21 protein-coding genes are annotated in these 22131 nt (G+C 64.3%); 15 read left to right on the forward strand and 6 right to left on the reverse strand.

The genetic code is table 11. The annotated features are described in order from the left end of the window. Positions 1-6: 6 nt before the first annotated feature. Entirely contained in the window at positions 7-225 is a 219-nt protein-coding gene (locus AC0L3B_RS20120) for a SlyX family protein (protein ID WP_007606917.1), read from the reverse strand. Then, on the reverse strand, positions 215-982 hold the full coding sequence (gene trhO / locus AC0L3B_RS20125; protein ID WP_085357458.1) for an oxygen-dependent tRNA uridine(34) hydroxylase TrhO: 768 nt from the start codon (positions 980-982) through the stop codon (positions 215-217). The genes AC0L3B_RS20120 and trhO overlap by 11 nt, the downstream gene beginning before the upstream one ends. 184 nt (positions 983-1166) lie before the next feature. Here trhO and ggt point away from each other — a divergent pair, with 184 nt between their 5' ends. The 5 genes from ggt to AC0L3B_RS20150 all read left to right on the forward strand — a co-directional run bounded on the left by ggt (position 1167) and on the right by AC0L3B_RS20150 (position 7377). Beyond that, the gene (gene ggt, locus AC0L3B_RS20130; RefSeq protein ID WP_247299611.1) at positions 1167-2753 is read left to right on the forward strand and encodes a gamma-glutamyltransferase; all 1587 of its coding nucleotides are present in this window, start codon (positions 1167-1169) and stop codon (positions 2751-2753) included. 169 nt (positions 2754-2922) lie between these two features. Beyond that, entirely contained in the window at positions 2923-3537 is a 615-nt protein-coding gene (locus AC0L3B_RS20135) for a (2Fe-2S)-binding protein (protein WP_247299610.1), read from the forward strand. A 4-nt stretch (positions 3538-3541) separates the two neighbouring features. Next, positions 3542-4558, forward strand: coding sequence for an FAD binding domain-containing protein (locus tag AC0L3B_RS20140; protein ID WP_473380947.1), 1017 nt, complete (start codon positions 3542-3544; stop codon positions 4556-4558). A gap of 2 nt (positions 4559-4560) precedes the next feature. Beyond that, complete coding sequence (locus AC0L3B_RS20145; RefSeq protein ID WP_247299606.1) at positions 4561-6852, forward strand: xanthine dehydrogenase family protein molybdopterin-binding subunit; 2292 nt, start codon at positions 4561-4563, stop codon at positions 6850-6852. A 60-nt stretch (positions 6853-6912) separates the two neighbouring features. Then, the gene (locus tag AC0L3B_RS20150) at positions 6913-7377 is read left to right on the forward strand and encodes an FKBP-type peptidyl-prolyl cis-trans isomerase (RefSeq protein WP_026232858.1); all 465 of its coding nucleotides are present in this window, start codon (positions 6913-6915) and stop codon (positions 7375-7377) included. 58 nt (positions 7378-7435) lie between these two features. Here AC0L3B_RS20150 and AC0L3B_RS20155 read toward each other — a convergent pair whose 3' ends face one another. Further along, positions 7436-7654: a CsbD family protein gene (locus AC0L3B_RS20155; RefSeq protein ID WP_007606928.1), complete on the reverse strand. Its 219-nt coding sequence runs from the start codon at positions 7652-7654 to the stop codon at positions 7436-7438. Between the two features lie 127 nt (positions 7655-7781). On the opposite strand from AC0L3B_RS20155, the gene AC0L3B_RS20160 reads away from it, so the two are divergent. The 3 genes from AC0L3B_RS20160 to AC0L3B_RS20170 all read left to right on the forward strand — a co-directional run bounded on the left by AC0L3B_RS20160 (position 7782) and on the right by AC0L3B_RS20170 (position 9385). After that, positions 7782-8294: a cupin domain-containing protein gene (locus AC0L3B_RS20160; RefSeq protein ID WP_085349946.1), complete on the forward strand. Its 513-nt coding sequence runs from the start codon at positions 7782-7784 to the stop codon at positions 8292-8294. Positions 8295-8425: 131 nt separating this feature from the next. Then, positions 8426-8854 (forward strand): VOC family protein, encoded by a 429-nt coding sequence (locus AC0L3B_RS20165; RefSeq protein WP_026232857.1) that lies wholly within the window; start codon positions 8426-8428, stop codon positions 8852-8854. A gap of 42 nt (positions 8855-8896) precedes the next feature. After that, the gene (locus AC0L3B_RS20170; RefSeq protein WP_018455005.1) at positions 8897-9385 is read left to right on the forward strand and encodes a VOC family protein; all 489 of its coding nucleotides are present in this window, start codon (positions 8897-8899) and stop codon (positions 9383-9385) included. 155 nt (positions 9386-9540) lie between these two features. On the opposite strand, the gene AC0L3B_RS20175 is transcribed toward AC0L3B_RS20170, so the two are convergent. Further along, on the reverse strand, positions 9541-10710 hold the full coding sequence (locus AC0L3B_RS20175) for a hypothetical protein (RefSeq protein ID WP_085384930.1): 1170 nt from the start codon (positions 10708-10710) through the stop codon (positions 9541-9543). 2 nt (positions 10711-10712) lie between these two features. Beyond that, complete coding sequence (locus AC0L3B_RS20180) at positions 10713-11414, reverse strand: FecR family protein (RefSeq protein ID WP_018455003.1); 702 nt, start codon at positions 11412-11414, stop codon at positions 10713-10715. 51 nt (positions 11415-11465) lie between these two features. Here AC0L3B_RS20180 and AC0L3B_RS20185 point away from each other — a divergent pair, with 51 nt between their 5' ends. Beyond that, positions 11466-12896 carry a phospholipid carrier-dependent glycosyltransferase gene (locus AC0L3B_RS20185; RefSeq protein ID WP_247299604.1) on the forward strand — a complete coding sequence of 477 codons (1431 nt, stop codon included), beginning with the start codon at positions 11466-11468 and terminating at the stop codon, positions 12894-12896. Positions 12897-12953: 57 nt separating this feature from the next. Here the strand turns inward: AC0L3B_RS20185 and AC0L3B_RS20190 are convergent, their stop codons facing one another. Then, complete coding sequence (locus AC0L3B_RS20190) at positions 12954-13595, reverse strand: OmpA family protein (RefSeq protein ID WP_247299603.1); 642 nt, start codon at positions 13593-13595, stop codon at positions 12954-12956. 512 nt (positions 13596-14107) lie between these two features. Between AC0L3B_RS20190 and AC0L3B_RS20195 the strand changes: the two genes are divergently transcribed. From AC0L3B_RS20195 to AC0L3B_RS20220, 6 genes are all read left to right on the forward strand, one after another. Then, a complete protein-coding gene (locus tag AC0L3B_RS20195; RefSeq protein ID WP_018455000.1) occupies positions 14108-14353 on the forward strand; it encodes a hypothetical protein in 246 nt (81 codons plus the stop codon). A gap of 119 nt (positions 14354-14472) precedes the next feature. Further along, positions 14473-14721 carry a hypothetical protein gene (locus AC0L3B_RS20200; protein WP_247299602.1) on the forward strand — a complete coding sequence of 83 codons (249 nt, stop codon included), beginning with the start codon at positions 14473-14475 and terminating at the stop codon, positions 14719-14721. 109 nt (positions 14722-14830) lie between these two features. Further along, a complete protein-coding gene (locus AC0L3B_RS20205) occupies positions 14831-15994 on the forward strand; it encodes a winged helix-turn-helix domain-containing protein (protein ID WP_247338852.1) in 1164 nt (387 codons plus the stop codon). A 145-nt stretch (positions 15995-16139) separates the two neighbouring features. Continuing rightward, on the forward strand, positions 16140-17471 hold the full coding sequence (locus AC0L3B_RS20210; protein ID WP_247299600.1) for an MFS transporter: 1332 nt from the start codon (positions 16140-16142) through the stop codon (positions 17469-17471). 218 nt (positions 17472-17689) lie between these two features. Then, on the forward strand, positions 17690-18796 hold the full coding sequence (locus AC0L3B_RS20215) for an efflux RND transporter periplasmic adaptor subunit (protein ID WP_247299599.1): 1107 nt from the start codon (positions 17690-17692) through the stop codon (positions 18794-18796). Between the two features lie 179 nt (positions 18797-18975). Beyond that, positions 18976-22113 carry an efflux RND transporter permease subunit gene (locus tag AC0L3B_RS20220; RefSeq protein WP_018454996.1) on the forward strand — a complete coding sequence of 1046 codons (3138 nt, stop codon included), beginning with the start codon at positions 18976-18978 and terminating at the stop codon, positions 22111-22113. Positions 22114-22131: the final 18 nt, after the last annotated feature.

Raw genomic sequence — 22131 nt, forward strand, 5'->3', positions numbered from 1 at the left:
GCCCGCTCAATAATGCGGCGGACGCTCATTGGCGGCTCCCGGCGCATTCGCCTCGGCCTCCTGCAGCCGCTCGCCGAGCTCTGCGATTCTCCGCGTCAGCGCGTCGATCTGCTTCCACTGCGCGGTGATGGTCTGGTTCAGCGTCTCAATCGCGTCGTCCTGATAGGCGAGGCGGGTCTCCAGCGTGTCGATGCGCTCGCCGAGCGTCTTGATCTCATTCGTCACGTGCCGCGTCCTTGTCCCGTTCGCGCAATCCACATTCTTGCAAACCGTGGCCGAGCGCGACACGCTCATCGAACACGAAGCATTCGCCGCGCCAGCGACTCTGAGCCTCCGGCACCTCTTCCAGATATTTGAGAACGCCGCCCTTGAGGTGATAGACCTCGGCAAAGCCGCGCGCGAGCAGGTGTGCGCTCGCCTTCTCGCAGCGGATGCCGCCGGTGCAGAACATCGCGATTCTGCGGTGTCTGGCGGGATCGAGCTGCTCGGCCGCAAAATCTTTGAACTGGCCAAAGCTCCTGATGCCGGGGTCGAGCGCGCCCTCGAACGTCCCCATCGCCACCTCGAAGGCGTTCCTGGTGTCGAGCACCAGCGTATCCGGCGCTTCGATGAGCGCGTTCCATTCGGCCGCATCGACATAGGTGCCGACCTGCCGCGTCGGGTCGGCGCTTTCGTCGCCGAGCGTGACGATCTCCTTCTTCAACCGCACCTTGAGCCGGCCGAATGGCATCGTCTCGGCGGTCGAGAACTTCAATTCGAGATTGTTCAACCTGCCGCCGAACATGTCGCCGTGAGCGAGCTCTTGGGTAAGCGCGTCGATCGCCTCGCCCGCGCCCGCGACCGTGCCGTTGATGCCCTCCTGCGCGAGCAGCACGCTGCCCTTTAGCTCCAGGCCGGCGCAGAACGCGCGCAGCGGCTCGCGCAGCTCGCGGTAATCGGGCAGGGCGGCGAATTGGTAGAAGGCGGCGACCTTGTAAATCATGGCGCCCGTTTAGCAGGCGCGGCTCGCCCGGAAAACCCGCATCGAGCAGCTCTATTCCCGGCGGATGGCAGCCATTTCCCTGGCATGCCAGCATTGCCCCGGCCGGCCGGAATGTGTCATGTAGGCCCGGTTTTTCCGAGATGGCGCGCCATCCGCACCAGACGCCCAATGAGAGCAGAATTCGATGAGAAACTTCCATTTCCCCGGCAGGTCCACGGTCCACGCCACCAACGCGATGGTGGCGACCTCGCATCCGCAGGCGTCGCTTGCCGCGATCGAGGTGCTGCGCGAGGGCGGCACGGCGGTGGACGCGGCCGTCGCGGGTTCGGCCATTCTCGGCGTGATCGAGCCGCAATCGACCGGCATCGGCGGCGACTGCTTTGCGCTGATCCAGCCGCGCGGCGAGGGCAAGATCATCGCCTATAACGGCTCCGGCCGCGCCCCGAAGGCGGCGAACGCCGATTGGTATCTCGAGCGCAAGATCAACTCCGTGCCGCTGACCTCGGCGCATTCGGTCTCGATCCCCGGCGTGATCGACGCCTTTGCAACCGTCTTGCGCGATCACGGCAAGTTCGGCTTCGACCGGCTGCTTCAGCCCGCGATCAAGGCGGCCGAGGAAGGCTACGTCGTCGCCCCCCGCATCGCCTTCGACTGGAAGAACCAGTTCGAGAAGCTGAAGGCCGGCACCAACACGGAGCGGTATCTGCTGCCGCACGGCAAGCCGCCGGTGGCCGGCGACGTCATCCGCCAGGCCGAGCTCGGCAAGACGCTGCGGGCGATCGCCAAGGACGGCCGCGACGCCTTCTACAAGGGCCCGATCGCGGAAGACATGGTGGAGACCCTGCGCGGGATCGGCGGCCTGCACACGATCGACGATTTCGCCGCGCACACCACTGAGACGACGACGCCGATCGGCACCATGTACAAGGGCTATGACGTCTGGCAGTGCCCGCCGAACGGACCCGGCCTCACCATGCTGCTGATGCTGAACATCCTGTCGCGTTTCGACCTGACGAAATACGCGCCGCTCAGCATCGAGCGCTTCCACCTCGAAGCCGAGGCCGCGCGCATCGCCTACATGCATCGCGAGCTGCATGTCGCCGATCCCGAGCATATGCAGATCGAGGTCGCCAGGATCCTCGCCAAGGAATACTGCAACGAGCACATCGACAAGATCCGCATGGACGGCATGCTCGACCTGCCGAACGTCGCGCCGCCGATGAACCCGTCGACCATCTACATCACCGTCGTGGACAAGGACCGCAACGTCTGCTCCTTCATCAACTCGGTTGCGCATTCCTTCGGCTCGGCGATCGTCTCGAACAAGACCGGCATTTTGCTCCAGAACCGCGCCGGCGGCTTCCGCATCCAGCCCGGCCACCCGAATTGCATCGCCGGCGACAAGCGTCCACTGCACACGATCATGCCAAGCCTGCTCACCAAGGGCGGCCGTTCCGTGATGCCGTTCGCGGTGATGGGCGGACAATATCAGCCGGTTGGCCAGACCCATGTGGTGACCAACATTCTCGATTATGGCTGCGACGTGCAGGAGGCGATCGATATGCCGCGCGGCCTGCATTATGAAGGTCAGTACCAGCTCGAGGACAGCGTGCCGGCCGCCATTGTCGAAGGCCTGAAGAAGCTCGGCCACAAGACCACCAGCGTCGTCGGTCCGCTCGGCGGCGCGCAGGCGATCTGGATCGACTGGGACAAGGGCACGCTCACCGGCGGTTCCGATCCGCGCAAAGACGGTTGCGCGCTCGGATACTGACCACCGCGCACGGAGTTCCCCGCGCGAGATCAGGAAAAGTTGACGAAGGGCGACGCGGCATTTGCTGCGTCGCCCTTTCTCGTTCGGAACGGAGCTCATTGCTTCAGGTTAAGGGCCGATGAGCGGTGCAGGCGTGCGCTGCTCTTGCTCGAAGCGGCGGAGGCCCTCCATGTCCGAAAAATCAGGTTCCGGACCGTCCGGATTCGATCGGCGCGCCTTCATGGCCGGCGTTGCCGGCAGCGCGCTGGTCCCCATGACGGCGCGTGCGGCCGCGCAGGATGCGAGCGTGTCGGCCGCCCAGGATCCGGCGCTTCCTGTCGATGTCACGCTGCGGGTCAACGGCAAGGACAAGCGCCTGCGCATCGACGCCCGCACGACGGTGCTCGACGCGCTGCGGGAGCATCTCAAGCTCACCGGCAGCAAAAAGGGCTGCGACCACGGCCAATGTGGTGCCTGCACGGTACTGATCGACGACCGGCGCGTGGTGTCGTGCCTGACGCTCGCGCTCGCGGCCGAGGGGCAGGAGATCACCACGATCGAGGGCCTTGCCACCGACGATCATTTGCATCCGATGCAGCAGGCCTTCGTCGACAACGATGCGTTTCAATGCGGCTATTGTACGCCGGGCCAGATCATGTCCGCCGTGGCCTGCGTCCAGGAGGGGCATGCGGGCAGCGAGGCCGACATCCGCGAATACATGAGCGGCAACATCTGCCGCTGCGCCGCCTATCCCAACATCGTCGCCGCCGTGAAGCAGGCCGCGCCCGAGATCATGAAAGGCTAAGCGCATGCGACCGTTTTCGTATCAAAAGGCAACAGACCCCGACATGGCCGTGCAGGCGCTCAGCGCTGCCGCGGCTGCGAACAATCCGCTGACCAAGGCTACAGCGCAGCCGCTCGCGGGCGGCACCACTCTGATCGATCTGATGAAGCTCGACGTGATGCGGCCCGCCGCGATCGTCGATATCAATCCGCTGGCGCGGGGCTGGTCGGCGATCGAGCCCGGCAGTGACGGCTTGCGGCTCGGCGCGCTCGCGAAGATGTCCGACGTGGCCGCGCATGCCGAGATCCAGCGCCACTATCCGGTGATCGCGAATTCCCTGAAGCTCGCCGCCAGCGCCCAGCTGCGCAACATGGCGACGCTCGGCGGTAACGTGATGCAGCGAACGCGTTGCAGCTATTTCCGCGACGTTTCCTATGAGAATTGCAACAAGCGCAATCCTGGTTCGGGCTGTGCCGCCATGGACGGCGTCAATCGCATGCATGCGGTGCTCGGTACGTCCGATCAGTGCATCGCGACCTATCCCGGCGATTTTGCGCAGGCGCTGATCGCGCTCGATGCGATGGTCGAGATTACCGGCAGGTCCGGAACGCGCAACCTGCCGTTTGCGGATTTGCACAAGGCACCCGGCAGGACGCCCGACATCGAGACCACGCTTCGGCCCGGTGAGCTGATCTCTGCGTTCTCCGTTCCCGGCCGCTGGCCGCGCTCGGTGTATCTCAAGGCGCGCGACCGGCAGTCCTACGAGTTCGCGCTGTCGTCGGCTGCGGTCGCGCTCGACGTGCAGGATGGCACGATCAGGGACGCGCGTGTCGCGCTCGGCGGCGTCGGCACCGTGCCGTGGCGGGCGCGCGAGGCGGAGGCGCTGCTGAAGGGACAGAAATTCGACGACGGTCTGGCGCAGCGTGTGGCCGATGCCGCGTTTGCGGACGCCAGGGGCCGCCAGCACAACAGCTTCAAGATCGCGCTCGGCAAGCGCGTGGTGGCGCGCGCGCTCCAGCAGGCCGTAACGATGGAGATCTGATCATGACCGCTGCAGCTCCCGAGCCGAAAGCGAACATGGGCAAGCCGGTGCCGCGCTATGACGCGGCCGCAAAGGTCACGGGCCGGGCGACATATGCGTCCGACATGCCGCTCGACAATCCAGCTTACGCGTTCCTGGTCACCAGCGCCATCGCCAAGGGCCGCATCGACAGTTTCGATCTCGACGATGCCAAGCGGGTCCGCAGCGTGATCGACATCGTCACGCACGAGAACGCTCCGAAGCTGAAGGAATCGAAACTGTTCAGCAATGGCGGCTATGCCGGCACCACGATCCAGCCGCTGAAATCGGCCGACATCGCCCATGACGGCCAGATCATCGCCGTCGTCATCGCCGAGAGTTACGAGGCGGCGCGCGAGGCCGCCAATCGCGTCAAGGTCAGCTACACGGCCGCGGCGCCGAGTGCGAGCTTCGACTCGCCGGGGACCACCACGGCAGCGGCAAAGGGGCAGAACGCACAGTTCAAGGAAGACCCGGAGGTCGGCGATTTCGCCAAGGCGTTCGACGCGGCCGAGGTCAAGCTCACCGCCTCTTATGAAACGCCGACCCAGCACCACAATCCGATGGAGCTGTTTACGACGAGCTGCGCCTGGATGGGCGACGAGCTCGTCGTCTACGAGGGCAGCCAGTACGTCTACGGCCTGAAGAACGGCGTCGCCGAGCAGCTCGGTATCGACGCCGACAAGGTCCGTGTCGTCAATCCCTATGTCGGCGGCGGCTTTGGTTCGCGCGGCTCGATGACGCCGCGGACCGCCGTCATCGCCGGCATCGCCAAACGCCTGAACCGGCCGATCAAGCTGGTGCCGACGCGCGACCAGGGTTTCACCATCGCGACCCATCGCGCCGAGACGCGCCATGAGATCAGGCTTGGTGCGGGTCGGGACGGCAAGCTGGTGGCTTTGAGGCACGACGGCGCGGAGGTTTCGTCGCGTCCGGATGCCTATTGCGTCGGCGGCACCAAGACGACGACGCGGCTCTATGCCTGCCCGAACGTCGCAAGTCTGGTGTCGATCGTGCGCGCCGACCGCAATACGCCTGGCTTCATGCGCTCGCCGCCGGAGGTGCCGTATCTCTTCGCGCTGGAGAGCGCGATGGACGAGCTCGCTGTGAAGCTGAACATGGACCCCGTCGAGCTCCGCCGCATCAACGACACCACCGTCGAGCCGATCGGCGGCAAGCCCTATACATCGCGGTCATTGATGGCGTGCTTCGACGAGGCCGCGAAGGCGTTCGGCTGGTCGCAGCGCTCGCCGCAGCCGAAATCGATGTCGGACGGCGACTGGCTGGTCGGCTATGGCTGTGCCGCTACCTGCTATCCGACGCAGATGGCGCCCTCTGCCGCGCGCGTCCGCCTCCAGCGCGACGGCCGTACCCGGGTCGAGATCGCCGGTCACGAGATCGGCACCGGTGCGTATACCGTCATCGCCCAGACCGCGGCCGAGCGGCTCGGCGTGCCCTTGGAGAAGGTCGCGGTCTTCCTGGGTGACAGCGATCTGCCGCCGGCGCCCGTTGCCGGCGGTTCGAACTCGACTGCCAGCACCTGCTCGGCGGTGATGATGGTGTGCGACCGCATTCGCCAAAGGCTGTTCAAGGCCGTGATGCCGAGCGAAAGCCTCGCCGACAAGGCCAAGGAGACTGTCGGCATCAGCCAGGCGCCGAGCACGCAGGCGGCGCAGAGCGATCGTCCACTCGATCTCGAGAGGGCCTTCGACGCGCTCGGCGTCGGCATCGTCGAGGAATACGGCGAGTGGAAGCCCGAAGGCGCGCCGCTGGATTCCTTCACGGCCATGCACAGCGGGCACGCGCGGCTCGTCGGTGGCCATCAGATGAAAGACAAGATCGCCTATGCCTTCGGTGCTGAGTTCGTCGAGGTCCGCGTCAACCGCTTTACCCATGAAATCCGCTGCCCCCGGCTGGTGGGAGCGTTTGCGGCGGGCCGCATCATGAATCCGCGCACGGCGCGCAGCCAGCTCATGGGCGGCCTGATCTGGGGCATGTCCTCGGCGCTGCTGGAGGCCACCGAGATCGACGAGCGCAATGCACGCTACGTCAACGATAATCTCGCCGACTATCTCGTGCCCGTGAATGCCGACGTGCCCGGTGTCGAAGTGATCCTGCTCTCCGAGCAGGACGACCGTATCAACCCGGCCGGCGTGAAAGGCCTTGGCGAGCTCGCCAATGTCGGCACCAATGCGGCGATCTGCAATGCGATCTATCACGCCACGGGCCAGCGCATCCGCAAGCTGCCCGTGCGGCTCGAAAATATCGAGGTGTGAGGGGTGGAAACGGCGTCAGCGTTGCGCTAGACACCTTGCGCCTCAAACGGAAGGTCTCTTATGCAGCGTTTACAGCGCATGCTCCTCGCCATCATGTCGGCACTCGCGATCACCGTGATCGCCGGCGTGTCCGATTTCGTTTCCACCACGGCCTCGGCCCAGACCGCAGGGAAGACCATGACAACAGCTTCAGGTTTGCAGATTACCGATAGCGTCGCCGGCACCGGAGCTTCGCCCAAGCCGGGCCAGATCTGCGTGATGCACTACACCGGCTGGCTCTACGAGAACGGCCAGAAGGGCAAGAAATTCGACTCGTCGGTCGACCGCAACGAGCCGTTCGAATTCCCGATCGGCAAGGGCCGCGTCATCGCCGGCTGGGACGAGGGTGTTGCCTCCATGAAGGTCGGCGGCAAGCGCACGCTGATCATTCCGCCGCAGCTCGGCTATGGCGCCCGGGGCGCAGGCGGCGTGATCCCGCCGAACGCGACGCTGATGTTCGACGTGGAATTGCTCGGGGTGAAGTAAGCCCGCAAACAAAAAGACCGGCCTCTCGGCCGGTCTTTTCGCATTCAGTGCGACGCCGTTACTCCGTCGCGCGCTTGGCCGCAGCGGCTGCGCGATCAACCGCGTCCTTCGCGGCGTCCTTGGCGTCGCCCATGGCCTGCTGGCCCTTGCCCTTCACTTCCTGGACTGCACCTTCACCCTTCAGGCGCTCGGATCCAGTGGCTTCACCGACGCCCTGCTTGGCCTTGCCCATTGCCTCGTTTGCGGTGCCCTTGATCTTGTCGGTCGTGCTACCCATGAAACTCTCCTGCGGTTTGCTCGCCAAGACAACGTTCGACGGTTATGAGGGTTCCGATTTTGTTATGGCTCGATGTCGCGGCTTTGGGTTAGTTTGCCGCACACGGAACCAATAGAAAGCAAGTCCCATGACCGGCCATGACCATTCGCATTCCCACCATGACCACGATCACCACGATCGCTGGAAACATGACGGCGTGCGCGTCATTCCCGGCAACCAGCTCGATACCAACGTTCCGTCGACGGCGGGCATGGACCGCGCGGCCGCGATCAATTTCGCGCGCGTCGGTGCGCAGAAATTGTGGGCGGGCACGGTCAGCATCAAGCCCGACGCCAAGACCGGCGCGCATCACCACGGCCATCTCGAAAGCGTGATCTATGTGGTGAAGGGCAAGGCGCGGATGCGCTGGGGCGAGAGCCTGCAATTCACCGCAGAGGCCGGCCCCGGTGACTTCATTTTCGTGCCGCCCTACGTGCCCCATCAGGAGATCAACGCCAGCGCGGACGAGGTGCTGGAATGCGTGCTGGTGCGCAGCGACGGCGAGGCGGTGGCGATCAACCTCGATATCGAGCCGGTCGAGAAGCCCGAGACCGTCCTGTGGGTCGATCCCATTCACCGCGATCCGAACGAGAAGAAGTGAGGATCGCCTGAAAGCCAGCCGGTTCTGTGTGACAGAACCTCGCGGGCAGGGCTCCAAAAAAGATCCGGAAGCCGTGTCGGATCGCCGCTTGGCCGTCCGTCCTTGGGCAGAACCCCGCCCAAGGAGCTCCGATGCCCAGGATGATTTTCCTCAATCTGCCCGTGACCGACCTCAAGCGCGCCACTGCCTTTTACGAGGCGGTCGGTGCGACCAGGAACCCGCAATTCAGCGACGAAACAGCGAGTTGCATGGTCTTTTCCGAGACCATCTACGCGATGCTGACGACCCACGAGAAATTCCGGCAGTTCACGCCGAAGCCGATCTCGGATGCAAAGACCTCAAACCAGGCGCTGTTCTGCCTGTCCGCCGATAGCCGGACCGAGGTCGACGATATCGTCAGCAAGGCCGCGGCTGCAGGCGGGGTGGCCGATCCCAGCCCGAAGGACGAATACAGCTTCATGTACGGCCGCAGCTTCGAGGATCCGGACGGCCACATGTGGGGCGTGAACTGGATGGACATGGCAGCCTTCGCGGCGCAGTCCGACATGGCGAACGCCTGATCTAACCCCACAACAGCAAGAAACCGAAGAGGAGCATTCAAGATGTCCAAGGTCGTTCCCTGCATGTGGTTCAACGGCGATGCCGAGGAAGCCGCGAAGTTCTACGTCTCGCTCGTGCCGAATTCGGCGATCACGCATGTTCAGCGCAACGTTTCAGATGGCCCGTCCGGCAAGGAAGGCTCCGTGCTCGTCGTCGAATTCTCGGTGGCGGGACAGCCTTTGGTCGCGCTCAACGGCGGCATGAAAATGGAATACACCCACGCGATCTCGCTGATGATCCATTGCGACGATCAGGCCCAGGTCGACAGCGTCTGGAATGCGTTCCTGGCCCATGGCGGCAAGGAAGAGCAGTGCGGCTGGCTCAGGGATCGCTGGGGCGTGGCCTGGCAGGTGGTGCCGAAGGTGATGTTCGAATTCCTCTCCAGCCCCGACAAGGCGGCTGCCGCACGCGCGATGCAGGCCATGATGAAGATGGTGAAACTGGACGTGGAGGCGCTGCGGCGGGCGTTCGATGGCAAGTCGGCGGCGTGAAGGGCGTCCCCTTGCCACATCCTCACTGTCATCGCCCGGCTTGACCGGGCCATCCAGTACGCCGAGACGGTCGTTGGTCAATCGATAGGCCGCGGCGTACTGGATGCCCCGGTCGAGCCGGGGCATGACAGCGGAATATGAGCGAAGGCCTGCCGCTAATAATTGATCCGCAGCCCCACGCCGCCATGGATGGTGTTACCCACCGGCTGCGGGCCGAGCGTGCCGTTGGCGAACAGGTCGACGATCCAGCCCTTCTGCACGCGGAAGCCGAGCCGGCCGCCATATTCGAACCAGCCCTGGTTACCCATGGTCGGCACCACCATGCCGTCACCGGTCACGGTGGCGACGATGCCGCTATGGCTGGCGAATGACTGCACCCAGCCACCATTGATGTTGGCCTCGATACTGCTGCCGTAGAGATGCGTCCACTGGCCGCCGATCTTGACCAGGCTGGTGCGGTCGGTGCCGGTCGCGATGCTGGCGTCGAACGGATTGAACGCCACTGCGCTGTCGGTATAGCCCGAGACACGCTGCCAGAGCTGCCAGACCTCGATCGAGGCGGCGACCTCGTCCCGGGGCGACACGCGGCTCATCCAGCCGGCGCGGCCATAAACGGCGTAGTTCGCGGCGTTGGTCGAACTCGTGACGTTCACCGGGCCGAGGCTGGTGTTGTAGCTGCGGGTGTAGCGCGCCTTCTCCCACGGCGTCAGGATCGTGCCGACGTCGAAGAACGGGCGCGACGAGCCCCAGTCGGTGAAATCATAGCGCAGCGCGAACGCGGCGATGGGAGCGCTTGTGATGTTGTAGCCGCCCTCGCTGTACTGCGTGTAGGCGATGCCGGCGAGCAGCGACAGATTGTTGGTCAGCTCCTTGCGGCCGTGGATTCCGGCCGAGAACGAGCCTGCGGAGCCGAACGCGCTGACGCAGTTGCTGCAATTGATCTGCTCGTTGACCCCGAGCAGCACCGTGCCAAGCACCCGGTTGGTGATCATCTGGTTGAAGCGCTGATTGGCAAGGCCGCCGATCGAGCTGCCGCTTGAATCCGCGCCGGTTGGTGTCGGTGTCGGCGTCGGGCTCGGCGAGGATGACGGATAAGGGCTCGGCGACGATGACGGGGTGGGGCTGGGCGAGGGCGAGGGGCTGTAGGTCGGCGTGGGCGAGGGGGAATAGCTCGGCGCCGGGGTGGGCGTCGACCCTCCGCACTCGGACTCGCAAATCGCGGCGGCTGCCGCCGGACGGGCATGGAACGCGACAAACGCAAACGCAGCCACGGCGGTCAGCACGCTCGCCAGGATGAAGCGCCTGAGGCTGGTGAGATTCGCCATCTTCAGCGTCCGCACAGCATGCCGTCGTCATGGATGGCGGGCGTGACGGTCGGCGAGGCCTCCGCATATTGGCTGACCGCGCACAGTCCCGCGCTCGCGGCGCAGGTCGCGGCAAAGGTCCAGGGCGGCGTATTGGTCTTACTGATGGAGATCTTGCCGCCGGTCGAGGTGATGATTGCGGTGTCGCCGGGCTGGGTGAGTTGCACGCATTGCTGGCTCGTCGTGCAGACGCTGGCGGCACCGTCCTGCAGCACGACGACCGAGCGGCCGCGCTGGGACAGGATATCGAGAGTGGTACCGCGCACGCCGATGGTCGCGAGCGGGGTCGTGATCTTGTAGGCGGTCTTCTCGGAATGTCCCGTGACGAAACGGAATGCGCCGGTCGTCATGCGGATCGCGACGTCGCGATAGCTGTGCTCGTCGTTGAAGACGGTGCGGTCGAGCTTGAGCGTGGCGCTCGGACCGAGCGACAGATTGGTGCTGTCGGCCATCACGAAGCGAGCCGCGCTGCCGGCGCCGGTGCGCACGGTCTCGTCCCGCAGCATGCTGTCGCCGACGCTGATCGGCGTCGTGGTCGAGGCCACGCGAACGACTTCATTCTGGATCAAGACGGCTTCACCGACGCGCGTCTGGGCTTGGGCGCAAGGGGCCGCGCACAAGAGGGTCGACAACAGCGTGGAGAAAAGCCAGAAACGCAAATTCATTTCGCAACCGATCGATGTGTCCCTGATCGTACCGGATCACGCGCGCTTGCGATGTGGCGGAATTATCACAAGCAGCGCGAGACCTGCGTTATGCTTAGTGACAGTTGCGGCAGAATGCGTTCAATGAAAACCGCGATCTCTATTATTCTCCGCGGTGACGCAAAATTGCCACGCAAGACATCCCCACAAACGCGACTTGACTTGCCTGCGGTTCCGAAGGTGTCGCGGAGCGCAGTGATTGCTGTCGCGATTTTCCTGGTCGCGCATCTTGCCCTGCTGATTGGCCTGACGACGCCGGAGAAGTTCGTCTTCGACGAAGTGCACTACGTGCCGGCGGCGCGGCAGATGCTGGCACCAGCGGTGTCGCAATCGATGCTCAATCCGATGCATCCACCTTTGGCGAAAGAGCTGATCGCGCTATCGATCGCGGCCTTTGGCGACAGCGCGCTGGGCTGGCGCTATCCCGCGACATTGTTCGGCGCGCTCGCGATCGTCGCGATCTATCTGTGCGGCCTCGCGCTGTTCGCCGCGCAAGGGCCTGCGATCGCCGCCGCGCTGATCGCCGCCTGCAACCAGATGCTGTACGTGCAGGCGCGCGTCGCGATGCTCGACATTTTTGCACTCGGCTTCGGCCTGCTCGCGATTGCCGCCTTCATGCATGGCTTTCGAAAGGATCGTCCCCATGCATTATTCGCGGCTGTCGGCAGCCTGTTCGGCTGTGCGGCCGCCTGCAAATGGAGCGGCCTGTTTCCGCTCGGAATCTGCATCGTCATCGTCGCGGTGATCCGCCTGATGCAGGGCTGGCACACCCTGTTTGCCGACGCGAAGCCGGGGGATTGGTACCGGCCTGATCTCTGGCCCGACTTCAGATTACATCACGTCGTGCTCTGCTTCACCGTCCTGCCCGCGATGACATATCTTGCGGCCTTCGTCCCACTCCACGGCGTGTCGCTGCCGGATCTGGTCGAGGCGCAGCGCCGGATCTTCGCGGACAACACCACCACTGCCATCGCCGGCCACACTTATATGAGCGCCTGGCCGTCATGGCCGCTGCTCGCGCGCCCGGTGTGGTTCCTGTTCGACAAGACCGTGGACGACAATGTCTCCGCGATCGTCTTTCTCGGTAACCCCCTGGTGCTGTGGCCGACGCTGCTCGCGCTCGCCGTCGTGCTGCGCGATTTCGTCGTCGCGCGTCGCCGGGATGCGTTCCTGATCGCGGTCTTCTATTTCGGGTCCTGGCTCGCCTGGGCGTTGCTGCCGCGTACGCTCGCCTTCATCTATTACTATCTGCCGGCTGCGACCGTGGCGTCGCTCGCGCTGGTCTACGTGCTGCGGCGGGACGGTCTACCGGGCTGGCTGTTGTGGGCCTATGTCGGGGTCGTCGCGATCGGCTTTGCCGCCATGCTGCCGATCTCGGCGGCCTTCGTCGGCACATCGATGCAGACCTTCAATCGGCTGATGCTCTTCCAAAGCTGGATATGAAATCGCCGCCCGCCGGGAGAACGGCAGGCGGCGTCTTGATGGGCGACAATTTGGGAATTACTTCGACGCGGTCTTGGTGTCCATGTTCACGACCTGGACGCGGCGGTTGATCGGGTCGGCGCCGTTGGCGGCGTCCTTCAGCTTGGTCTTGCCGTAGCCGACGGTGACGAGATCGGTACCGGTGAGACCGTAGTTCTGCACCAGGTATTTCTTGATGGTGTCGGCCCGCCGCTCGGAGAGCCCCTGATTGTAGGCCTCGGTGCCGACCGCATCGGTGTGGCCGGCGACGACGAAGGTCGAGCCCTTCAACGAGGGATCGGACAGCGCCTTGCCGAGCGCCTGTACCGACGGCACCGACGTCTTGGCGATGTCGGCCGAGTTGTAGTCGAACTGGATCTCCAGATCGATCTTCGGCTTGGTCGCGGCGAGTTCGGCAATCTGCTCGCGCTCGCCCGTCGACAGCGACCGCGTCGAGCGGTTGCGCACGGTGTTCAGGAACGTCGATTCCTTGGCCTGGACCGCCGGATCAACCTGCGGACCTGCGGACAGACCCCGGGTCACGGGCTTCGGCTTCAGTGCATCCAGGATCTGGTTGGTAGAGACATTGCCGTCGCCGGCCATCGCCAGGCCGGCTGTCATCGACAGAATTGCCGAGAGGGTCACCGCCTTCAGTGCAAAAGACTTATTGAAACGGGTCATTGTCGTATCCTCGTTGTGACGCCTGATGGCTATTTGATGCTGCGAGCATAGGGCAGGTTCAAAAGCCCTGGTGTGATCTTGGTCACGGTGGAAACGGGGCCGTCCTGGACCACGGCAGCGTATTTCAAGCGGTTTCGGTTCATAGAGAGCCGACCCGCGGTCCGCTCCGAGGAGGGGCGCCAGCGCGGGAAGAGAAGTGGTCGCACACCTCTCCGGCGATGGTTCGAGCCGTCGCAGTCCTGTCGTGATCCGCATCACTGAGGACCGCCGCGCCGAGGTGCCGCTCGGGCGGCGGGGCCGGTTCACTCCAGGAAACCCATGCTCACCGATTGTCGCAAAGCCGTCGCGTGTTGGCCTGTCTGTGAACAATTTTTCGGCCAGATGGACGCCTAGCAGGGCACAGCCTCCGACAAGCGCAAACGAAGGGAGCCGAGTTCCACCCAGTGCCGAGGCCAAGTGATTATCAGTTCTATCGCAGTGGCCCGCCGGATCGGACCGTGTCCCTGAGCTCCATGCCCATCTATATCGGGGCGGCGATGATCGCGGTGGCGATCCTGCTGTCGACACTGATCACGGGGCTGACCTCCCGCTATGTCGGGCTTCAAGCGCCAACCGACGAGAACATGTGGCTGGTCGATCGTCTCACCGGCAACGTCTATCGCTGCCAGGCGGAGGAGCGCGGCAAGGCCTCGTGCGAACCCGATGTCGCAACAGGCAGCGTCGGCGACCGGTCCAAAGCCCCGAAAGCCGGCCGCTGAGTCCTCCCGTCTTCGCACCGCAGCAAGAAATTGTCTTCTCCACGAAACGTCTTCGCCGGAGAATACGTATCGCGAAGGCCGGCATGACGCCGGTTTCGTTTTACGGAGGAGACTTTTCGATGAAAATCTTGCTCACAGCTGCAGCTTTGGTTGCGTTCGCCGTTTCCCCTGCATCTGCCGCGATGATGGCGTGCACCAGCGAGAATATGATGAAGTCCGCCGCCATGATGGGCGGCACGGCGGATACGCCGGCCAAGACGGCCATGAACAAGGAAATGGCCATGGCCAACACCGACATGAGCAACGGCAAGATGAAAAGCGCCTGCATGCATTACATGAAGGCGCAGAAGGCCATGTCGATGAAGTAAGCGCGCACCGTCCGGCCGCGCTGTCAGCAGATGGCGGCGCGGTTTTTCCTTGTCCGCTCCTGGATCGGCTTCTTGGCTGGATGCGAATCCCGCTACACTGCATTCCGCAATGTCCCGCGCGCCCAAACCGATTCCACTCACCACGACACAGGCCCGGCAAATCTGGCTTCATGCCCAGCGGCTGGACGAGCGCGCGCCGTTCGGTGACGGCGCGCAAGCCGTCTCCGACGCGGTCGCCCATCTCGGCTATGTGCAGATCGACACCATCAACGTGATCGAGCGCTGCCATCATCACATCCTGTTCAGCCGGATCCCGTCCTACCGGCGCGCCGACCTGCGCCATGCCCAGAGCGTCGACAAGAGCGTGTTTGAATATTGGACGCATGCGCTGTCTTACGTGCCGGCCGGCGACTTCCGCTTCTTCCTGCCGGCGATGCGCGAGCACCGCCGCGAGGGGCACAAATGGTTCGCCTCGGTGAAACCTGCCGACATGCGCAAGGTGATGCGGCTGGTGCGCGCCGGCCCGCTGACGATCCGCGACATCGAGGACGACGTGCTCACCGAGAAGGAGCATCTCTGGCAAAGCCGAAAACCCTCGAAGCGGGCATTGCAGCTCGCCTTCTACATGGGTGCCGTGACCGTCAGCGAGCGGCAGGGCATGCTCAAGACTTATGAGCTGATGACGCGCCATTTCGGCTGGGACAAGCTGCCGAGGCCGGCGTCGGCAAAGGACATCACGGTCTATCTGCTCGATCGCGCGCTGCGATCGCAAGGTGTCGTGAGCCTCGATTCGGTCTGCCATCTCAACGCGCCGCGCAAGCCGGCGGTGGCTGCCCTGATCGGCTCGCGCGTCCGCCGTGGCGAGCTCGTGCCTGTCGCCATCGACGGTGCCGGCAAGCAGGAGCACTGGGCAGTGCCGGCTGCGCTCGAGCCGGGCGAGTGCGCGCCGCCGGATCTGGTCCATATCCTGTCGCCGTTCGATCCGCTGATCATCCAGCGCAAGCGCACCAATCTCATTTTCGGTTACAACCATTTGTTCGAGGCCTATGTGCCGAAGGCCAAACGCAAGCTCGGCTATTTCGCGCTGCCCGTGCTGGTCGGCGACGAGATCGTCGCCGCGCTCGATCTGAAGACCGACCGGCAGGCGAAGAAGCTGCTGATGCAGAAATGGACCTGGGTCGGCGAGGGGAAGAAGACCGCGGGGCGCAAGGAGCTCAAACGGAAGATCGAGGAGGAGCTCGATCGCTTTGCGAAGTTTCAATTGGCAGAGTAGTTGTGCGCGGCGCGGATCACCGAGCTCTGTCGTAGCGCAACCTGGTGGCCGGCTGCGCCCCTTGCATTGCTTGCTCCATTGACTCTTTCGCGGCGATGCTCAAAACCCCGGATCAGCCCATAAAAGCAACAACCCGGGGGAAGCCATGAGCCAGACCACGACCTATGCCGGTTCGACCGGCGCAGCCAAGTCGGAAATCGAGACCTCGACGATCCGCGCCATCTCCTGGCGCCTGATCCCGTTCCTGGTGCTGGCCTATTTCTTCTCCTATCTCGACCGCGTCAATCTCGGCTTCGCCGCGCTGACCATGAATGCCGAGCTGAAATTCACGCCGCTGATCTTCTCTTGGGGCGCCGGCATCTTCTTCATCGGCTATTTCATCTTCGAGGTGCCGAGCAATCTGGCGCTGGAGAAGTTCGGCGCCAGCCGCTGGATCGCCCGCATCATGGTGACCTGGGGCATCATCTCGGCGCTGATGGCGCTCACGAGCGGGGTCACGAGCTTCTACGTGCTGCGCTTCCTGCTCGGCGTCGCTGAAGCCGGCTTCTTCCCCGGCATCATCCTCTATCTCACTTATTGGTATCCGGCCGAATATCGCGCCCGCTTCCTCGCGGCCTTCGCCATCGCCGTTCCGGTCTCCACCGTGATCGGCGCGCCGGTCTCTGGCCTGCTGCTCGGCCTCGACGGGGCCATGGGCCTGAAGGGCTGGCAGTGGCTGTTCATCATTGAGGGCATTCCCTCCGTGCTGCTCGGCATCGTCACCTGGTTCTATCTCACCGACAGGCCAGAGAAGGCGGATTGGCTCTCGGCCGAGCAGAAGGCCTGGCTCAAGGCCAAGCTCGATGCCGAGATCGCGGCCAAGCAGGCGGTGAAGCATATGTCGCTCGGCGAGGCGCTGACCTCACCTAAGGTGATCATGCTGAGCCTGGTCTATTTCGGCTTCGTCGGCGCGCTCTATGGCATGCAGTTCTGGCTGCCGCAGATCGTCAAGGCGTTCGGCCTCACCAACGCCCAGACCGGCTTCGTCACCGCGATTCCGTATCTGTTCGGCACCATCGCAATGATCCTGTGGGCGCGGCATTCCGATGCCACGCGCGAGCGCGTGATGCATGTCGGCGCGCCGTTGCTGCTCACCGCCGTCGCTCTCGGCGTCTCCAGTTATCTCACCGACCCCACCCTGACGATGATCGTGCTGACGGTTGCCGCGATCGGCGTGTTCTGCTGCTTCGGCGTGTTCTGGACCCTGCCGACGGCCTGGCTCTCCGGCACGGCGGCGGCCGGCGCCATCGCTCTGATCAACTCGATCGGCAATCTCGCCGGGTTCGGCGGACCGTATCTGATCGGCTGGGTCAAGGAAGCCACCGGGCAGACCTCGACCGGACTGCTCGTGCTCGCGGTGCTGCCGCTGATCGCCGGCATCCTGGTCTTCATCGGTGGCCACGACAGCAAGCACGAGTTCGCCGAACAGGGGCGGTAGCCTCGAAATGTCGCCCTGGCGAAAGCCAGGCCCATTTCCGTGCGGTCCCTCTGGGGCCGCGCCGCGACGCTCTCTTCCAACAGTCCGGGCTTTCCGCCAAGGGCAGCGGGGAGGTTACCACCTCTTAACGATCACGCTTTCCTGATGACTGACGATTATTGACTTTCATCAGTGATTAGTCGACATTCCTCTCATTGCAGCCGAGGGAGTGTCCTCCGATGTTCGTCCGATCCGTTTTATCCAGCTATTCGAGGCTCTTGGCCGGTGTTTCGCTGGCGCTGATGGCTGCCGCCCTCGCTGGGTGCAATGACACCGTCGCTGAAAAGGCCGACCCGCCGCGGCCGGTCCTGGTCGCCACCGCCCACTACGATGCCGAAAAGCCCGAGCGCAGCTTCGTCGGCACCATCAGGCCGCGGATCGAGAGCGATCTGGGCTTTCGGGTCGCGGGCAAGGTCGCCAAGCGTCTGGTCGAAGTTGGCCAGACCGTCGAGATCGGTCAGCCGCTCGCGGTCCTCGATGAGGTCGATCTGAAGCTCCAGGCCGAGCAAGCCGTCGCCGAGCAGACCGCTGCGACCGGCGTGCTGGCCCAGGCCGCCGCCGCCGAGCAGCGCGCCAAGGATTTGAGGGCCAAGGGCTGGACGACCGACGCGCAGCTGGATTCGAGCCGCGCCGCCGCCGACGAGGCCCGTGCCCGTCTGAACCGGGCCGAGCGCTCGGTCGAATTGACCAAGAATTCCCTTTCCTACGCGACGCTCAACGCCGACGCCCGTGGCGTCGTCACCGCAACGCTGATCGAGCCTGGCCAGGTGGTTGCCGCAGGCCAGACCTCGATCCGTGTCGCCCGCTTTGCCGAAAAGGAAGCGGTCGTCGCGATCCCTGAGACGCTGGTCGGACGTGCCAAATCGGGCGCCGCCAGCGTCACTCTTTGGTCGGAGCCGGGCAAAAAGTACACGGCCAAGCTGCGCGAGATCGCGCCCACCGCGGATCCCGCCACGCGCACCTATCTTGCCAAGTTTTCGCTGCCCGAGGCCGACGACAAGGTCTCGCTCGGCATGACCGCGACGCTGACGCTGTCGGACGCCGCCACCGAACGCGTCGCGCGGCTGCCGCTGTCGGCGCTGTTCAACGAAGGCGGCAAGCCGTCCTTCTACGTCGTCGACGACAACGGCGCGGTCACGCTGAAGCCGGTCGTGGTGAAGTCCTACGAGAGCAACGACGTCGTCATCACCGGTGGTGTCGAAGAGGGCGCCAAGATCGTCGCCCTCGGCGTTCAGAAGCTCGATCCGGGCCAGAAGGTACGGGTCGTGTCGTCACTGTCCTTTTAAGTCTCGTTTACGAGTTACGTCGTGTGAGGTGAGTTTCGGCCCAAGCGCAAATGCTGGGGCTGAAGCGGCGAAGCGATCCAGAACCTGCCCAGCCCCCTGGATTGCTTCGCTGCCTCGCGACGACGCGTTCAACAGAGTGGCTGTGGTTTTTTGCAACCGGATCATCTTTGGAGAGTGCGATGAAGCGCTTCAATCTTTCGGCCTGGGCCGTCAGCCATCCGACGCTGATCCTGTTCCTGATGCTCATACTCGGCGTCGCCGGATTCTTCTCCTATCAGAAGCTCGGTCGCGCCGAGGATCCGTTCTTCACGGTGAAGGTGGTCAACGTCTCCGTGCTGTGGCCGGGCGCGACAGCGCAGGAAATGCAGGCGCAGGTCGCCGATCCCATCGAGAAGAAGATCCAGGAGCTGCCCTACTTCGAGAAGGTGCAGACCTATTCCAAGCCCGGATTCACTGCGCTCCAGGTGACCTTCCGCGATTCTACGCCGCCGAAGGACGTGCCGTATCTCTTTTATCTGCTGCGCAAGAAGCTGGTCGACGTGCAGGGCCAGCTGCCCGCAGGGATTCTCGGGCCCGTCGTCAACGACGAGTTCTCCGACGTCGATTCCATCCTCTACATGATGACGGGCGACGGCGCCGACTACGCCCAGCTCAAGAAGGTCTCGGAAGGTTTCCGTCAGCGCCTTCTGAAGGTGCCGGGCGTGACCAAGGTCGACGTTTACGGCAACCAGGATGAGCGCATCTTCGTCGAGTTCAGCCATGCCAAGCTCGCCACGCTCGGCATCACGCCGCAGGCGCTGTTCGATTCGCTCGCCAAGCAGAACAACGTGACGCCGGCCGGCACGGTCGAGACCTCGTCGCAGCGCGTGCCGCTGCGCGTCACCGGTGCGCTCGACGGCGCCAAGGCCGTCGCCGAAACCCCGGTCGAGAGCAACGGTCGCGTGTTCCGCCTCGGCGACATCGCCACCGTCACCCATGGCTATGTCGACCCGCCGAGTTTCGTCGTGCGCCAGGAAGGCAAGGCCGCGATCGGCATCGGCGTCGTCACCGCCAAGGGCGCCAACATCCTCGATCTCGGCAAGGAGGTCGAGAAGGCGACGGCTGAATTCATGAAGGCGGTGCCGCAGGGCGTCGACGTCAAACTGATCGCCGACCAGCCCAAGGTGGTCGAGCACGCGGTCGGCGAGTTCGTACACTCTTTCATGGAAGCCCTCGTCATCGTGCTGTTCGTGTCGTTCCTGGCGCTTGGCTGGCGCACCGGCATCGTGGTCGCATTGTCGGTGCCCCTGGTGCTCGGCATCGTCTTCGTCGTCATGAACACGATGTCGCTCGACCTGCACCGCATCACGCTCGGTGCGCTGATCATCGCGCTCGGCCTGCTGGTGGATGACGCCATCATCGCCGTCGAGATGATGGTGGTGAAGATGGAGCAGGGCTGGGACCGCATGCGTGCGGCGTCCTTTGCCTGGGAATCCACTGCGTTTCCGATGCTCACGGGAACGCTGGTCACGGCCGCTGGCTTCCTCCCCATCGGCTTTGCCAATTCCGCGGTCGGCGAATATGCCGGCAGCATCTTCTGGATCGTGGCGATCGCGCTGGTCGCGTCCTGGTTCGTGGCGGTGATCTTCACGCCCTATATCGGCGTCATGCTGCTGCCCAACATCAAGGTGCACCACAATCACGATCCGCACGCGGTCTACGAGACCCGCATGTATCGGGGCCTGCGCGCCATCGTGCAGTGGTGCGTCGACCACCGCATCACCGTGGTGGTCGCGACCGTCGGCGTCTTCATCGCCTCGATCGTCGGTTTCGGCCACGTCCAGCAGCAGTTCTTCCCGCTGTCCGAGCGTCCCGAGCTGTTCCTCCAGCTTCGCCTGCCCGAGGGCACCGCCTTCAACGTCACCGAAAAGGCGGTGAAGAAGGCCGAGACCATGCTCAAGGACGACAAGGACATCGAGACCTACACGGCCTATGTCGGACAGGGCTCGCCGCGCTTCTGGCTCGGCCTCAATCCGCAGCTTCCGAACGAGGCTTTTGCCGAAATCGTCATCGTCGCAAAGGGGGTCGAGGCGCGCGAGCGCATCAAGGCCAAGCTTGAACACGCCGTTGCCGACGGCGCGCTCAACGAGGCCCGCGTGCGCGTCGACCGCTTCAATTTCGGTCCCCCGGTTGGTTTTCCCGTGCAGTTTCGCGTCATCGGACCCGACGCCAACAAGGTGCGCGAGATCGCCTACCAGGTCCGCGACGTCATGCGGCAGAACAAGAGCGTCAAGGACGTCCAGCTCGATTGGAACGAGCAGTCGCCTTACCTCAAGCTCGTCGTCGACCAGGATCGCGCACGCGCCATGGGCCTGACCCCGCAGGACGTGTCGCAGGCGCTGTCGATGCTGATCTCGGGCTCGCAGGTGACGACCGTGCGCGACGGCATCGAAAAGGTCGGCGTGGTCGCGCGCGCCGTCTCGTCCGAGCGGCTCGACCTCGGCGCCGTCGGCGATCTCACCATCACCTCGCGCAACGGCGTGGCCGTGCCGCTGCAGCAGATCGCCAAGATCGAGTATGCGCACGAGGAACCGATCATGTGGCGGCGTAACCGCGACATGGCGATCACCGTGCGCTCCGACGTCGTCGACGGCGTGCAGGCGCCCGACGTCACCGGCCAGATCGCGCCGAAGCTGAAGGCAATCAAGGACAACCTGGAGCCGGCCTACCGCATCGAGGCGGGCGGCGCGTTCGAGGAATCCGCCAAGGGCAACGCCTCGATCTTCATTCTCTTCCCGCTGATGGTCATGGTGATGCTGACGCTGCTGATGTTCCAGCTGCAGAGCTTCTCGCGCCTGATCCTGGTGTTCCTGACCGCGCCGCTCGGCATTGTCGGCGCCTCCTTCGGGCTCAACATCGCCAACGCCCCGTTCGGCTTCGTGGCCCTGCTCGGCCTGATCGCGCTTGCCGGCATGATCATGCGCAACGCGGTCATCTTGGTGGATCAGATCGAGACCGACGTCTCGCACGGCCTGACCCGCCGCGAGGCGATCGTGGAGGCCACCGTCCGCCGCGCCCGTCCGGTGGTGCTGACGGCGCTTGCCGCCATCCTCGCCATGATCCCGCTGTCGCGCTCGGCGTTCTGGGGGCCGATGGCGATCACCATCATGGGTGGCTTGTTCGTCGCGACCTTCCTGACGCTGCTGTACCTGCCGGGCCTCTACGCCCTCTGGTTCCGCAAGAGCCTGGATGAGGCGGGCACGCCCGAGCAGCCTGCCGCGCCGCAGCATGGGAGCGATGACCAGAACGCAATTCCGCTTGCTGAGGCGGCTGAATAAGTGAAGATGAACTGCTGA

This window comes from Bradyrhizobium sp. Kon56 (genome assembly GCF_055807635.1).

What these genes read in the sequence shown, in the direction of transcription:
- trhO (WP_085357458.1), bottom strand. Translation starts at nt 982, where the DNA reads ATGATTTACAAGGTCGCCGCCTTCTACCAATTCGCCGCCCTGCCCGAT.
- ggt (WP_247299611.1), top strand. Translation starts at nt 1,167, where the DNA reads ATGAGAAACTTCCATTTCCCCGGCAGGTCCACGGTCCACGCCACCAAC.
- AC0L3B_RS20135 (WP_247299610.1), top strand. Translation starts at nt 2,923, where the DNA reads ATGTCCGAAAAATCAGGTTCCGGACCGTCCGGATTCGATCGGCGCGCC.
- AC0L3B_RS20140 (WP_473380947.1), top strand. Translation starts at nt 3,542, where the DNA reads ATGCGACCGTTTTCGTATCAAAAGGCAACAGACCCCGACATGGCCGTG.
- AC0L3B_RS20145 (WP_247299606.1), top strand. Translation starts at nt 4,561, where the DNA reads ATGACCGCTGCAGCTCCCGAGCCGAAAGCGAACATGGGCAAGCCGGTG.
- AC0L3B_RS20150 (WP_026232858.1), top strand. Translation starts at nt 6,913, where the DNA reads ATGCAGCGTTTACAGCGCATGCTCCTCGCCATCATGTCGGCACTCGCG.
- AC0L3B_RS20155 (WP_007606928.1), bottom strand. Translation starts at nt 7,654, where the DNA reads ATGGGTAGCACGACCGACAAGATCAAGGGCACCGCAAACGAGGCAATG.
- AC0L3B_RS20160 (WP_085349946.1), top strand. Translation starts at nt 7,782, where the DNA reads ATGACCGGCCATGACCATTCGCATTCCCACCATGACCACGATCACCAC.
- AC0L3B_RS20165 (WP_026232857.1), top strand. Translation starts at nt 8,426, where the DNA reads ATGCCCAGGATGATTTTCCTCAATCTGCCCGTGACCGACCTCAAGCGC.
- AC0L3B_RS20170 (WP_018455005.1), top strand. Translation starts at nt 8,897, where the DNA reads ATGTCCAAGGTCGTTCCCTGCATGTGGTTCAACGGCGATGCCGAGGAA.
- AC0L3B_RS20175 (WP_085384930.1), bottom strand. Translation starts at nt 10,710, where the DNA reads ATGGCGAATCTCACCAGCCTCAGGCGCTTCATCCTGGCGAGCGTGCTG.
- AC0L3B_RS20180 (WP_018455003.1), bottom strand. Translation starts at nt 11,414, where the DNA reads ATGAATTTGCGTTTCTGGCTTTTCTCCACGCTGTTGTCGACCCTCTTG.
- AC0L3B_RS20185 (WP_247299604.1), top strand. Translation starts at nt 11,466, where the DNA reads ATGTGGCGGAATTATCACAAGCAGCGCGAGACCTGCGTTATGCTTAGT.
- AC0L3B_RS20190 (WP_247299603.1), bottom strand. Translation starts at nt 13,595, where the DNA reads ATGACCCGTTTCAATAAGTCTTTTGCACTGAAGGCGGTGACCCTCTCG.
- AC0L3B_RS20195 (WP_018455000.1), top strand. Translation starts at nt 14,108, where the DNA reads ATGCCCATCTATATCGGGGCGGCGATGATCGCGGTGGCGATCCTGCTG.
- AC0L3B_RS20200 (WP_247299602.1), top strand. Translation starts at nt 14,473, where the DNA reads ATGAAAATCTTGCTCACAGCTGCAGCTTTGGTTGCGTTCGCCGTTTCC.
- AC0L3B_RS20205 (WP_247338852.1), top strand. Translation starts at nt 14,831, where the DNA reads ATGTCCCGCGCGCCCAAACCGATTCCACTCACCACGACACAGGCCCGG.
- AC0L3B_RS20210 (WP_247299600.1), top strand. Translation starts at nt 16,140, where the DNA reads ATGAGCCAGACCACGACCTATGCCGGTTCGACCGGCGCAGCCAAGTCG.
- AC0L3B_RS20215 (WP_247299599.1), top strand. Translation starts at nt 17,690, where the DNA reads ATGTTCGTCCGATCCGTTTTATCCAGCTATTCGAGGCTCTTGGCCGGT.
- AC0L3B_RS20220 (WP_018454996.1), top strand. Translation starts at nt 18,976, where the DNA reads ATGAAGCGCTTCAATCTTTCGGCCTGGGCCGTCAGCCATCCGACGCTG.